Here is a 13167-nt window from a genome sequence, read left to right on the forward strand (position 1 = left end):
ACCGTGCCGCTAAACCCCGCGTGATAAATCACGCCGCTACGGGTCAACTATCAGCGTCCCCCGGAAATGCCGCAAAGGTGCCAATCATGCGGCATGTTCGATCTTTTCACTTTACTTACATACACCATCAACGGTTGTTTGTTAGACTCCCGCGCTGAGAATGAACGTTCACTATAGGGTTAACCATGATGGTTTTTCAGCGGTATGTCATTGCGGGTCTGGCATTTCTCATTGTCGCCTGCGACCAGAGTGCAGAGAACAAACCCGGGGCAATGGTCACGGAAGTTGGCGTAAAAACGCTACAAACAGAACCGGTTACACTCACCAGTCAACTGACAGGGCGTGTCACCGGTACCATGACGTCAGATGTACGTCCGCAGGTGGGGGGAATTATCCAGAAACGCCTGTTTACCGAAGGGGATGAGGTCAAAGCCGGTCAGGTGCTGTATCAGATTGACCCCGCCAGCTATCAGGCCAGCTATGACGAAGCGGTCGGGCAACTTAAAAATGCCATCGCGGTGGTGAAAAGCAGCAAGCTCAAAGCAGAACGCTATGCGGCGCTGGTGAAAGAGAATGGCGTTTCCCGCCAGGATGCCGATGATGCGGAAGCCACGTACCAGCAGAATATTGCCTCGGTTGCGCAGTACAAAGCCGCGGTGGAAAGCGCGCGTATCAACCTGAATTACACCCAAATCAAAGCCCCAATCAGCGGGCGCATTGGTATTTCATCGGTGACACCGGGCGCATTGGTGACGTCCGAGCAGACCACGGCGCTGGCGACGATTCGTGCCCTCGACCCGATTTATGTCGATCTGACGCAGTCCAGCGTGCAATTGCTGAAGCTGAAACGCCAGCAGGCGTCACTGAACCAGAGCAGCGATGAGGTGCCAGTGACAGTGCAGCTGGAAGACGGTTCCACTTACAATCACCCCGGCAAGCTGGAGCTGACCGAAGTCTCGGTGGATGAATCGACCGGGACGGTCACGCTGCGTGCCATCTTCCCCAATCCGGATCATCAGTTGCTGCCGGGCATGTACGTGCGCGCCAGCGTCACCAATGGTGTGAAAAACGATGCGATCCTGGCACCGCAGCAAGGCATTACCCGCGATGCGAAAGGTAATGCCACCGCGCTGGTGGTGGATAAAGACAACAAAGTGGCAAGCCGTGAAGTGGTGACCGATCGCGTGATTGGCAACAAATGGCTGATCGACAGTGGCCTGCAAAGTGGCGACAAACTGATTGTCGAAGGCACTGGCAAAGTGCAGCCGGGCCAGACAGTGAAAGCGGTAGAAACAGGCACCACCACGACTGACACCAGCGCGAACACCGCCGGAGGAAACTGATTATGTTGGCTCAGTTCTTTATCCGCCGACCGGTGTTTGCCTGGGTTATTGCCATCTGCATCATGATGTTCGGTATCCTCAGCATCAAAAGTCTGCCGATTGCGCAATACCCTGATGTGGCACCGCCGCAAATCAGCATTCAGGCCACCTATACCGGTGCGTCAGCGGAAACGCTGGAGAGCAGCGTCACTCAGGTGATTGAGCAACAGCTGACCGGTCTTGACGGTTTGCTGTACTTCTCGTCAACCAGCACTGCGTCAACCGGCCAGGTCAAAATCACCGTGACCTTCGAACAGGGTACTGACCCTGATATCGCCCAGGTACAGGTGCAGAACAAGGTACAGCAGGCAGAAAGCCGTTTGCCGGATGCGGTGACCCAGCAGGGTGTGACCGTCGAGAAGGCACAAAGCGACTTCCTGCTGATCATGGCGCTGTACGATAAAAACAACAAAAGTACGTCTGCGGACGTGGCTGACTACCTGGTCAGTAACATGGAAGACACCCTGGCGCGTCTGCCAGGCGTAGGTAGCGTGCAGGTGTTTGGTGCGGAATACGCGATGCGTATCTGGCTGGACCCGGCGAAACTGGCTTCCTATTCACTGATGCCTTCTGATGTGGAAACTGCGCTGGAAGCCCAGAACACCCAGGTGTCGTCTGGTCAGTTGGGGGCGCAACCCGCCAGTAAAGAGCAGCAACTGGTGGCGACCGTACGTTCCCGTTCGCGTCTGCAAACGCCAGAGCAGTTCCGCAATATCGTGTTGAAAAGTCAGACAGATGGTTCGGTGGTGCGTCTGAGCGATGTTGCACGCGTAGAAATGGGCGATGACGATTACAGCGCTAACGTGCTGGCTAATGGTCATCCGGCTTCGGGTATCGCGATTCAGCTGGCATCCGGTGCGAACGCGTTGTCGACCGCCGAGGTGGTCAAATCCACGGTTAATGAGTTCCGTAGCAGCCTGCCAACCGGTTACGACATCGCTTATCCGCTCGACAGTACCGACTTCGTTAAAATCTCGATTGAAGAGGTGGTAAAAACCCTCGTCGAAGCCATTGTGCTGGTGGTGATCGTGATGTTTGTGTTCCTGCAAAACATCCGTACCACCCTGATCCCGGCGATTGCCGTTCCGGTGGTGTTGCTCGGTACCTTTGGCGTGCTGGCGGTGTTTAACTACTCGATCAACACCCTGACGATGTTTGGCATGGTGCTTGCCATCGGGCTATTGGTGGACGATGCCATCGTAGTGGTCGAAAACGTTGAGCGCGTGATGCGTGAAGAACATCTGCCGCCACGGGAAGCGACCGAAAAATCGATGAAGGAGATCACCGGTGCGCTGATCGGTATTGCGCTGGTGTTGTCGGCGGTGTTCCTGCCCATGACGTTCTTCAGCGGTTCTACCGGCGTTATCTACCGCCAGTTCTCCATCACCATTGTGTCTTCGATGGTGCTGTCGGTGATCGTCGCCCTGACACTGACCCCGGCGCTGTGCGCCACCATGTTGAAACCGCACGATCATGAAAGCGGGCAGAAAGGCTTCTTTGGCTGGTTTAATCGCAGCTACGAGAAAATCCAGGCGCGTTATCACGATAAAGTCGGGCATGTGATTCACAGCTCGGTGCGTTACCTGCTGCTGTACGCGGTGCTGCTGATTGGCTGCGCCTTTATGTATCTGCGTCTGCCGACCGGCTTCCTGCCGACTGAAGACCAGGGATACATCATGGTGCAGTACACGCTGGCTCCGGGGGCCACGGAAAACCGTACCAGCGAAGTGCGCCGTCAGATCCAGCAATACTTCGCCACTAAAGAGAAAGATAACGTCAACGTCAGCATGCTGGTGAACGGCTTCAGCTTTGCCGGTAGCGGGCAGAATGCCGGTGTGGGTTTTATCTCCCTGAAAAACTGGAGCGAACGTAAGGGCGCGGCCAATACCGCTGACGCCATTGCCGGACGCGCCATGATGAACCTGTCCGGTATCCGTGATGCGCAGGTGTTTGTCCTGTCGCCGCCGTCCATCTCGGGCCTGGGACAGTCGAATGGCTTCACCTTCGAGTTACAGGGACGTGGGACCACCGATCGTACCCAACTGCTGAAGCTCCGCGACCAGTTGATTGCGCAAGCCAATCAGGACCCGGTTCTGAGCAGCGTGCGCGCCAATACCTTGCCTGATCTGCCGCAGCTACAGGTGGATATTGATGACGAGAAAGCCCAGTCACTCGGTCTGACCATCAGCGACATCAACAGCACGCTCAGCGCGGCGATTGGTGGAACGTACGTCAATGACTTCACCGACCGCGGCAGGGTGAAAAAGGTTTACATGCAGGGGGATGAGGAATTCCGCAGCAAACCGGAGGATATCGATAAATGGTTTGTGACGGGAACCGATAGCGACGGTGACACCACGATGGTGCCGTTCTCGTCATTCTCGTCCTCGCACTGGACTTATGGCCCGGATGTGCTGTCCCGTTACAACGGTCTGTCGTCCTATGAGATTCAGGGTTCGTCGGCCAGCGGCAAAAGTTCCGGTGATGCGATGACGGCGATGGAGCAACTGGCGAGCAAATTGCCACAAGGCACCACGTTCGCGTGGAGTGGTTTGTCCTATCAGGAGCGACTGGCCGGTAACCAGGCGATATCGCTGTATGCCATTTCGCTGATGGTGGTGTTCCTGTGTCTGGCGGCGCTGTATGAAAGCTGGTCGGTGCCTTTCTCGGTAATGATGGTGGTGCCGCTGGGCGTGTTTGGTTCACTGCTGGCGATTACGCTGCGCGGTCTGGAAAACGATGTCTATTTCCAGGTGGCTCTGCTGACCATCATTGGCCTGTCGACCAAGAATGCCATCCTGATCGTGGAATTCGCTGAAGATAACTACCGCAGAGGGGAAAACCTGGTGAAAGCAGCGATGCATGCGGCATCGATGCGCTTGCGTCCGATCATTATGACCTCGCTGGCGTTTACTGCCGGGGTATTGCCGCTGGCAATATCGACCGGTGCGGGGGCTAACAGCCGCATCGCCATTGGTACGGGGATTATCGGCGGTACCCTTTCCGCCACGCTGTTGGCTATCTTCCTGGTTCCGCTGTTCTTTGTGCTGGTTCGTCGCGTATTCCCTGGGATGCCGCATAGCCATGCAAGCCACACTGCAACTGCTGAGAAGACGGGGGAATAACATGTCAGCAAAACTTTTAGTGGTATTTTTACCCTGTTTCCTCGCGGGCTGTGTCTCACTTGACCCGGACTATAAACGACCCGACGCACCGGTGAGCAAAACCATGCCTTCCGGCGAGGCCTATCGTTCATTGCAGGGGACTCAGGCGGCTAATTACCGGGATATCGGCTGGCAGGAATATATTCTGGATCCGCAACTGCGTCAGGTGGTGGCGATGGCGCTGGACAGTAGCCGCGATTTACGTGAAGCGGTTGCCAGTGTCAAAGCCGCCCATGCGCAGTACGGTGAGGAACGGTCGGAGTTGTTCCCGACCATCAATGCTGGCGTCAGTGGCACCCGTTCACGCGCCCTCACGGGCGAAGGTAATCAGACCGCGATCAGCAACAGTTATGAAGCCGAAGGCAGCGTCAGTTCGTTCGAACTGGATCTGTTTGGCAAAAACCAGAGCCTGACGCGCGAGCAGTATGAAACCTATCTCGGTACGCTGGAGGGCGCACGCAGTACGCGTCTGACCGTGCTGTACAACACGGCGGATTACTGGCTGCAGCTGGCGGCCGATCGCAGCAATCTGGCGATCGCCAAAGATACGGCAGAGAGTGCACGCCAGTCGATGGAGGTGACGCGTAAGCAGATGGAGCATGGCACCGCCTCAATGGTGGACCTTTCTTCTGCTGAAACCACGTATCATTCGGCGATGGCGGATGTGGCCAGTTACACCACGGATGTGGCGCAGGATAAAAACGCGCTGGATTTGGTGGTGGGGCGCAGCGTGCCGGATAACCTGTTGCCACAGGGTATTGATGCGCTGGGGCAGGCATTCCGCGAGGTGCCAGCGGGTGTTTCGTCGGATGCGCTGTTGAATCGCCCGGATGTGCTGGAAGCGGAACATAACCTGAAGTCAGCCAATGCCAGCATTGGTGCGGCGCGCGCCAACTTCTTCCCCACCATCTCGCTGACCACCAGCGGCGGTGTTGGCAGTTCCGAACTCTCTTCACTGTTTAAAAATGGTGCCGGGATTTGGTCGTTTGCGCCGAGTATCTCACTGCCGATCTTCACCGGTGGCTACAATATTTCGCAGCTGAAATACACCAAAGCAGAGAAGGAATACTACGTCGCGGCGTATGAAAAAGCAGTGCAGACCGCCTTCCAGGAAGTGGCGGACGCGCTGGCACGTCGTGGCACCATCAACGACGAGTTAAGCAGCCAGCGTAATAACGTGACGGCATCGCAGACTTACTACCATCTGGCAGATCTGCGTTATCGTAACGGTATTGATACATACCTGGATGCACTGACCGCGCAGCGCACGCTGTATAGCGCGCGCACCAGTCTGGTGACCACGCAACAGGCGTATTACCTGAACCTCATCATCTTCTACAAAGTGATGGGCGGCGGGACTGCGCTGAAAGAGTCAGCACTTAAGCTGTAAAATCCCGTGGGTCGATTGCTGGCGGCCCACGGTGTGTAGCGGCGCGATTTATCGCGCGAATTTGCTTATACTGCGCAGTCGCTGAAAATAGCGCGATAAATCGCGCCGCTACTTTTTATGAGGGTTCAATTGGCCAGGTCAGATAATGAAGATTTTACACTCCAGCGCCAACAGCTGATTATTGCGGCGGCGAAAGTCTGTTTCAGTCGTTCTGGTTTTCATGGGGCCAGCATGGCAGATATGAGTGCTGAAAGTGGGCTGGGTGCTGCACAAATATATCGTTTCTTCAGCAGTAAAGAATTATTAGTCATCGAAACGATAAAAGTCATAGCGACAGAATGGCGCACCTTTCTGGAAAATAAACTCAGCCAGCAACCGCAGGTGGCGGATATTATTGCCAGAGATTCCGTTTTCTGGCAGGGATGGTCAATTAAGGACCAGTGTTTATTGCTGGAAGTCTATTCTGAGGCTTCACGTAATGCCGCTGTGCGTGACATTCTCGCTGAGCAAGAGCAGCAATTAATTACCATGCTTGATAGTGTATTTCAGCAACGGGAACCACAGGCGACTGCGGAGCAGCGTTTTAATCAGATCCATTTTTTGTTACTGCTGATTGATGGTGTGGCCTGTCGTACTTTTGTCGATGCCGATTTAGATCAACAGGAGATGACGCGTCTCAGTACGATCCTTAGCCAGCATTTGTTGCCGTAATTTATTGTTTAACTGAGGTATTGTTCACATCATTGATAATGCCATCAAAGAACGGTACAAAGGATGGCGCGATGTCGCGCTGTTTCATACTGCGGCGGATAATAATGCCGTCAATAATCAGGGACAGCACATATAGGCGGGTATGAATAACATTGCTGTCCTTCTCAGGATGCAGTGCCTGTTCTTTAGCAATGAAATTATCTTTCAGATTTTGCCAGGCATTGGCCATAATTTGCATAATGCGTGGGTTACGCATCGATTCAGACGATATTTCCATTAATAATACAATATCATTTTCCACTTCACGCGGGACCAGCCCGGCAGAAAACAACGGCAGGCGTGCCTGACCCCCTGATTTGGCAATTTTTTCCAGATCATCATTTAAGCGATCTTTTAAACGTTGCGTGATGATTAACACCAGCGCTTCGATAATCGACTCTTTATTGGTGAAATATTTATAAATCAAACCCACGCTGACATTTGCCTCACGGGCAATATTCTGGATTGAGGTCTGGTGAAAACCTTTAAGCCGCATGCATTGTTCTGCTGCGTTAAGAATTTGTTCTGTCCGATTCATTATGCGTGGCCTGCGGAGAATAAGCGCTTATTTTACGCAATTTCCTCAGGCATAGCGAATTATCAATTGTCAAAAAATTTGATTTAACCGAGCAAATCCACCTACTGGTGTGCAATTTTTCAGTCACTATCATGATCGCCATCAACTGAATTTGTGGAGGCTGATAATGAACGTGTTACGTGCCCAGCGCGACCAGCTGTTTGAATATGGTCCTTTTACCATTCGCCGCCAGCGTCCAGGCGAGGCTTTTGGCCCGCTGGCGATTGTCGACCAGATGACGCTGAAAACCGGCGCGCGCGTACCGATGCACAGCCATCAGAATGACGAAATCTTCACTTATGTCTGGCGCGGTTCCTCCCAGCATCAGCATGAAGATGGCGAGCGCACGCCGCTTAACGCCAAACGCGTGATGGTGGTGAATGCCGGTGACGGTCTGCGTCATGAGGAATCCGCACCGCTGATCGAAACCGAGATGTTGCAGGCTTATATCCGGCCCGCCAGCGCGGGGGGAGAAGGGCGTGTGCAGCAATTCACCCGGCCAGAAGGTGCGGCGGTGAATGACTGGACATTACTGGCAGGACCTGAAGGCAGCGATGCGCCGCTGACGTTACGCCAGGCGGTGTATATCTATGACCTGAAACTGGCTCGTGACCAGCAGCTGGCACTGCCGCAGCGGGAAGGTTTTGCCGTCTGGGTAACGCTGCTTGACGGCGTCGTGCGGGTGGGCGATCAGCGCCTGCATAAAGGTGATGCCATCAGCGATGCCGTGTCACTGCCAGAGATACGCGGCGAACGTGATGCCACGCTGATCGCTTTCCTGGTGAAAGCCGATGCGCCCGCCGTGCTGAGCGGTACCGTCAGCGGGCAATTGTAGGCGCGAGCCGGGTGCGGTTGTTGGCAACAATGCTGATAACCGCACATTCCGTAGCGGCGTGATTTATCACGCGTTTTTGATTTTCTCATTCATCCCTACGATCAAAACACTTCTCATTTTCACATCCTGTTAACGATCCGTGACCCGCCTCTTAGTTTTGCAGCGCCGAGCCGTGCAATATTCTGACATATCGTAATACCAGATATATCGAATTATTCGTTATCGCATCTTCATCCACGCCACCAATGCAGGGAGAAATCATGGATCTGGGCATTCGCAATCACATCGCTTTTATCTGCGCGTCGTCTCAGGGACTGGGGCTGGCGTGTGCGCAGGCGCTGGCGGCAGAGGGAGTGCGCGTCACGCTGAACGGACGCCATGAAGCCAAATTGCAGGAGGCTGCACAGCGGTTGCGTGAGGAGAATCCAGCAGCAGAAGTCAGCTATATCTGCGCGGATTTAACCACCGAGGCCGGGCGTAGCACCATCCTCAGCGCTTTACCGCAGGTCGATATCCTCGTGACCAACAATGCCGGGCCGCAGCCCGGGACATTAACGGACTGGGAAGCGAGCGCGTTGCATGACGCGATGGAAGCCAACTTTATTCCTGCGATTCAGCTGATTCGCGCCTGGTTGCCTGCCATGCAGGCCCAGGGCTTTGGCCGCATTATCAACATCACCTCGGCAATGGTGAAAACGCCGCATTACATGATGGGCCTCTCCACCTCGGCGCGCGCGGCATTAACGGCCATGTGCAAAGCGATCAGCCAGGAGGTGGTGCGTGACAACGTCACCATAAATAACCTGCTGCCGGAACGGATCGATACGCCACGCCAGGAATTTATGCTGCAACGCTTAATCGCCAAAGAAGGCATCAGCCGTGAAGAAGCGCGCCAGCGGAACGTGCAATCCATTGCCGCCAGACGCTATGGCACACCGGCTGAATTTGGTGCCGCCTGTGCATTTCTGTGCAGCCAGCAGGCCGGGTTTATTTCGGGTCAGAACCTGCAACTGGATGGCGGTTCCTATCCGGGGTTGATCTGATGACTGAGCTGATTAATCAATTGCTGGCGTTTGAACAGCAGCGGCAACGGGTGCTAATCGCGGCGGACGTGGAAACGCTCGACAGCATGCTGGCTACGGATCTCATCCATATCCACAGTACCGGCATGGTGCATAACAAGGCGCAGTTTCTGGCGCATGTCACCCGGATGGGCGGATTTGTGGCCATTCAGCGTGATCCGCTGGCAATCCATATAGAAGGTGATATTGCCATCCTGACTGGCAATACCCGGAACCGGGTAAGGCTGAAAACCGGAGAAGAAGCGGAACGTTACGGCTTCTCGACGCTGGTACTGCGCCACACCGCTCGCGGCTGGCAAATTCTGCTTTCGCAGTTAACTCCTCATCAGGTCTGACAGCAAAGGAAAACAGCATGAAACTGGTACGTTTTACCGAACAGGGCCGCACCCGCATTGGCAAAGTGGAGGGGGATCAGGTGATTGATCTCTCAGGTGTACCTGGCGTGGGTGATTCCATGCGCCAGCTGCTGGCCGGGTTAACTCCGCTGCGCCCGCGCCTGGCCGCCGCATGTTCCCCGGCCTTTGCGTTATCTGCGGTACAGCTGGAAGCGCCGATTCAGGACGCGCAGAAATTTCTCGGCATTGGTATGAATTACCGCAAACATGCGGAAGAAGCGCGTCAGGCAGGGATTCCTATCCCGGCAAGCCAGCTGTGGTTTAACAAACAGGTTTCCTGCATCAACGGGCCGTTCGCGCCGGTCGTGAAACCGATGGCCAGCGACAAAATGGATTACGAAATCGAACTGGGTGTGGTGATCGGTAAACGCTGCCGTCACGTTAAAGCCAGTGAGGCGGCGAGCGTGATTGCCGGATATCTCATCGTCAATGATGTCTCGGCGCGCGACTGGCTGCACAAATCACCAACATTCACGCTGGGTAAATCCTTTGATACCCATGGTCCGATCGGGCCGTGGATCACCACTGCTGATGAAATCCCCGATCCTCTGCGGCTGGAGATGAAGCTATTTGTGAATGGTGAGCTGCGGCAGCACGCCGACAGCGGTGACATGATTTACGACATCTATGAACAGATTGCGTATCTCTCGACGGTGATGACGCTGGAGCCGGGCGACATTCTGGCAACCGGTACGCCCTCCGGCATTGGTGCGCCCACCGGGCGTTTCCTGCAACCCGGTGATGTGATGCGGCTGGAGATAGCCGGTCTCGGCCATATTGAGAATCCCGTGGTTGCCGAAACCCATCAGGAGGCACGATGACCAGCCGCAACTTTCGTGATTACCTGATGCCAGCGGATGCCGAACGTATCGGGCTGGCGCGCGGCGTCGATCTGCAAACCTATGGCGCGCGGATGCTGGCCACCGATAAAGCGCAAAAACTCAAAGCGCACTGGCAGGCGATGCTGGATGAAACCTTTCGCGGCATTACCCGCGATGGTGAAGTGCAGCCGGATCTGTTTGCCCTGCGGGATGAGGGGTTTGCGGTGGAACAGGCGGTGAGGGCGGCACAGGCATTGGTTGCCACGCTGGATAGTGCGCAACAGCAGCAGGTGAGTTATGCCATCGACGCCAAACAGTGGCGCGCCTGGTACAACCCGGAAATTCCCTTCAATGATTATGGCGTCAGGCTGGATGAAACCGCCGCGCCAACCCGTGAAGCTTTCCAGGCATTACTGCAAAGCTGCACCAGTACGCGCGGCTTCAGTAAAGTGCAGCAGGTGATGGATGCCAACCATTTTCTCGGCGAACTCTACGATCTCACCCACATCATGAACCGCTGGAGTTTCCACTTTTTGCTGTTCGGCACGCCTTCCACCACGCAGCCGTGGGGCTGGTCAATCTACGGCCATCATGTGGCGTTTTGTTGCTTTATCAGTGGCAGGCAACTGGTGATTGCACCGACCTTTTTTGGCGTTGAACCCAACGTGATCGAGCGCGGTGATGCCAGCGATGGTGTGCTGTTTCGCGAAGAGGAACAGCTGGGGCTGGCGTTGATGCAATCCCTCAGTGCCGATCAGCAACAACGCGCCACGGTCTATGCGTTGATGGAAGATCCCCTGATGCCTGCCGAGCGTTTTAACTTTGCCGATCAGCGTCATCTGGGAGGAGCCTTTCAGGATAACCGGGTGATCCCGCTGGAAGGGGTGTGCGTGGCGGAGTTTACCCTGGCCCAGCGTGCCAGCCTGATGGCGCTGGTGGCGGTGTTTCTCGATTTTCTGCCGGATGGTCCACGCGCCTGGCGGTTGCGCCAGATTGAACAGCATCTGGATGACAGCTGGTGGAGCTGGATTGGCGGTCACGGTGATGACGATGTGTTTTATTACCGCCTGCAAAGTCCGGTGGTGATGCTGGAGTTCGACCATCACAGCGGCATGTGGCTGACCAATGAACAACCGGCGCGTTTCCACATTCACACCATCACTCGCATCCCCAACGGCAACGACTACGGCAAAGCGTTGCTGTCGCAATTACAGAAGTAACCTCAGGCTGCAAAGCCTGAATTCCTGTCGTACCGGGTGACGTCGTTTTGCCCGGGTAACCCAAAGTGTCAATTGACCGTTCCCTCACGGGACGCGGGCGGCTTCGCTGTAACTAAAAAAGGTCGGCATTAATGCCGACCCTACAAGGATGTAGGGTGCGCATTCATGCGCACCTGCCAAACCCTACATATTATTACGAGGTTATCAGGCAATGCATGTTCAGAAAAAAACCAAAATTGCTGCATTAACCGTAGTGCCTCTGGCGTTGTTCTGCGGTAACTGCTTTGCGGAGGCATCACCTGCATCTGACTCCGACAGCTTTAATGACTGGCTCACACAAGGCAATATCTCGGGCGAGCTAAAAACTATGACCTTCTTTAAAGAATTTAGCGGCACTCTGCCCAATAAACGCACCAGCTCCGCCGGGGGGGATATCCAGTATCGCAGCCCGCAGGCGGCAGGGTTTAGCGTCGGGCTGGGGGTTTATGGCGCCTATAACTTTGGATTAAACAACGACGATCCGGAGAAAACCGAGATCTATCTGCCATCCGAAGACGTGACCGTGCTGGGCAAGGCCTTTCTACGTTATCAGGGATATGGTTTTGATCTGCAGGGCGGACGTATCGGGCTGGACACCCCCTTTGCCAATGAAGGTGAAGGCTGGACCATGATTCCGGCGCTGTATGAAGGGTTTGGCGGCAGCTACGCCCTGAATGACACCGGTGACTTCCGGCTGAATGCGTACCGTATCTATCGTTTCAAACCCGAAAGTTCGGATGAGTTTGGTAAAGGCGATGCCGGTGCGCCTGAAATTGAAGACACCAGCATGCCATCGGTGGACAGTAACGGTTTTACCACCGTGGGCCTGCGCTATGGTCAGCAGTGGAATACGCTCGCCGAAGCCTGGTATTACAACTTCGATAAACGCGCCCAGCTGGGTTATGGCGGGGTGCAGCTGCCGGTATCCGCGCTGAAGTTTGGTAACTGGACACCGTACTGGGGCGCGCAATATCTGCATGAATGGGACGCCAGCGACCAGGCGTATCCGTATCACAACATCGATACCGACCTTTATTCCGGGCGTATCGGCATGAAAACGCGCAATCACGATCTCTATTTCGCCGCGACCTATGTGCCACGCAAAGAGGATGCCTTCCTTAGCGGGGGGTTCTTCGCTCCGTATAGCTACGGCATTTATGACCATACCCCGCTGGAAAGTGGGCAACCGCTGGTTTCGATGGTTACCACCAACCAGCCCGGTAAGGCGTTTGCCTTGCGCTATGCGTACCACGATGAGAAGTATCTCGGGGTGTTTGGCCTGACGCGGCTGGAACTGGAAGACTCCAGCGGCATTTACTACCCGCTGCCGGCCGAGAATATCAACGCGGCATTTATGATTCTTGGTTACAACGTCACGCCGCGCCTGCATCTGGAATTCGAGTTTGATTACGTCCATTCCCCTAATGAGGTGACGGGCAACTATCATGCGGAACGCCTGCGTCTGGTGTATCGCTTTGGCGCGAAAATGGCGGACGACGATTATTAATCGGG

The 13167-nt window shown here is 55.0% G+C and carries 11 protein-coding genes; 10 read left to right on the forward strand and 1 reads right to left on the reverse strand.

Annotated features, from left to right (window positions below):
* Window positions 1–185: 185 nt before the first annotated feature.
* The 4 genes from CUN67_RS09260 to CUN67_RS09275 all read left to right on the forward strand — a co-directional run bounded on the left by CUN67_RS09260 (window position 186) and on the right by CUN67_RS09275 (window position 6647).
* A complete protein-coding gene (locus CUN67_RS09260) occupies window positions 186–1343 on the forward strand; it encodes an efflux RND transporter periplasmic adaptor subunit (RefSeq protein ID WP_208714989.1) in 1158 nt (385 codons plus the stop codon).
* 2 nt (window positions 1344–1345) lie between these two features.
* Window positions 1346–4507, forward strand: a complete 3162-nt coding sequence (locus tag CUN67_RS09265) for an efflux RND transporter permease subunit (protein WP_208714990.1) — start codon at window positions 1346–1348, stop codon at window positions 4505–4507.
* A 1-nt stretch (window position 4508) separates the two neighbouring features.
* Complete coding sequence (locus CUN67_RS09270) at window positions 4509–5936, forward strand: efflux transporter outer membrane subunit (protein ID WP_208714991.1); 1428 nt, start codon at window positions 4509–4511, stop codon at window positions 5934–5936.
* Window positions 5937–6053: 117 nt separating this feature from the next.
* Window positions 6054–6647: a TetR/AcrR family transcriptional regulator gene (locus CUN67_RS09275; protein WP_302882429.1), complete on the forward strand. Its 594-nt coding sequence runs from the start codon at window positions 6054–6056 to the stop codon at window positions 6645–6647.
* A gap of 1 nt (window position 6648) precedes the next feature.
* Here CUN67_RS09275 and CUN67_RS09280 read toward each other — a convergent pair whose 3' ends face one another.
* Window positions 6649–7224 carry a TetR/AcrR family transcriptional regulator gene (locus CUN67_RS09280; RefSeq protein WP_208714993.1) on the reverse strand — a complete coding sequence of 192 codons (576 nt, stop codon included), beginning with the start codon at window positions 7222–7224 and terminating at the stop codon, window positions 6649–6651.
* Window positions 7225–7390: 166 nt separating this feature from the next.
* Between CUN67_RS09280 and CUN67_RS09285 the strand changes: the two genes are divergently transcribed.
* The 6 genes from CUN67_RS09285 to CUN67_RS09310 all read left to right on the forward strand — a co-directional run bounded on the left by CUN67_RS09285 (window position 7391) and on the right by CUN67_RS09310 (window position 13162).
* Complete coding sequence (locus CUN67_RS09285; protein WP_208714994.1) at window positions 7391–8098, forward strand: pirin family protein; 708 nt, start codon at window positions 7391–7393, stop codon at window positions 8096–8098.
* Window positions 8099–8358: 260 nt separating this feature from the next.
* Window positions 8359–9141, forward strand: coding sequence for an SDR family oxidoreductase (locus CUN67_RS09290; RefSeq protein ID WP_208714995.1), 783 nt, complete (start codon window positions 8359–8361; stop codon window positions 9139–9141).
* A complete protein-coding gene (locus CUN67_RS09295; protein ID WP_208714996.1) occupies window positions 9141–9515 on the forward strand; it encodes a nuclear transport factor 2 family protein in 375 nt (124 codons plus the stop codon). Before CUN67_RS09290 ends, CUN67_RS09295 begins: the two co-directional genes overlap by 1 nt.
* Window positions 9516–9532: 17 nt before the next feature.
* Window positions 9533–10396 (forward strand): fumarylacetoacetate hydrolase family protein, encoded by an 864-nt coding sequence (locus tag CUN67_RS09300; protein WP_208714997.1) that lies wholly within the window; start codon window positions 9533–9535, stop codon window positions 10394–10396.
* On the forward strand, window positions 10393–11616 hold the full coding sequence (locus CUN67_RS09305) for a DUF3500 domain-containing protein (RefSeq protein WP_208714998.1): 1224 nt from the start codon (window positions 10393–10395) through the stop codon (window positions 11614–11616). The genes CUN67_RS09300 and CUN67_RS09305 overlap by 4 nt, the downstream gene beginning before the upstream one ends.
* Before the next feature lie 211 nt (window positions 11617–11827).
* Window positions 11828–13162: a hypothetical protein gene (locus CUN67_RS09310; RefSeq protein WP_208714999.1), complete on the forward strand. Its 1335-nt coding sequence runs from the start codon at window positions 11828–11830 to the stop codon at window positions 13160–13162.
* Window positions 13163–13167 lie beyond the last annotated feature (5 nt).

It is taken from the genome of Pantoea cypripedii, assembly GCF_011395035.1.
Classification (GTDB): domain Bacteria; phylum Pseudomonadota; class Gammaproteobacteria; order Enterobacterales; family Enterobacteriaceae; genus Pantoea; species Pantoea cypripedii_A.

Excerpts from the sequence above, each read along its gene's own strand:
- CUN67_RS09260 (WP_208714989.1), top strand. The coding sequence starts at position 186 with ATGATGGTTTTTCAGCGGTATGTCATTGCGGGTCTGGCATTTCTCATT.
- CUN67_RS09265 (WP_208714990.1), top strand. The coding sequence starts at position 1,346 with ATGTTGGCTCAGTTCTTTATCCGCCGACCGGTGTTTGCCTGGGTTATT.
- CUN67_RS09270 (WP_208714991.1), top strand. The coding sequence starts at position 4,509 with ATGTCAGCAAAACTTTTAGTGGTATTTTTACCCTGTTTCCTCGCGGGC.
- CUN67_RS09275 (WP_302882429.1), top strand. The coding sequence starts at position 6,054 with ATGAGGGTTCAATTGGCCAGGTCAGATAATGAAGATTTTACACTCCAG.
- CUN67_RS09280 (WP_208714993.1), bottom strand. The coding sequence starts at position 7,224 with ATGAATCGGACAGAACAAATTCTTAACGCAGCAGAACAATGCATGCGG.
- CUN67_RS09285 (WP_208714994.1), top strand. The coding sequence starts at position 7,391 with ATGAACGTGTTACGTGCCCAGCGCGACCAGCTGTTTGAATATGGTCCT.
- CUN67_RS09290 (WP_208714995.1), top strand. The coding sequence starts at position 8,359 with ATGGATCTGGGCATTCGCAATCACATCGCTTTTATCTGCGCGTCGTCT.
- CUN67_RS09295 (WP_208714996.1), top strand. The coding sequence starts at position 9,141 with ATGACTGAGCTGATTAATCAATTGCTGGCGTTTGAACAGCAGCGGCAA.
- CUN67_RS09300 (WP_208714997.1), top strand. The coding sequence starts at position 9,533 with ATGAAACTGGTACGTTTTACCGAACAGGGCCGCACCCGCATTGGCAAA.
- CUN67_RS09305 (WP_208714998.1), top strand. The coding sequence starts at position 10,393 with ATGACCAGCCGCAACTTTCGTGATTACCTGATGCCAGCGGATGCCGAA.
- CUN67_RS09310 (WP_208714999.1), top strand. The coding sequence starts at position 11,828 with ATGCATGTTCAGAAAAAAACCAAAATTGCTGCATTAACCGTAGTGCCT.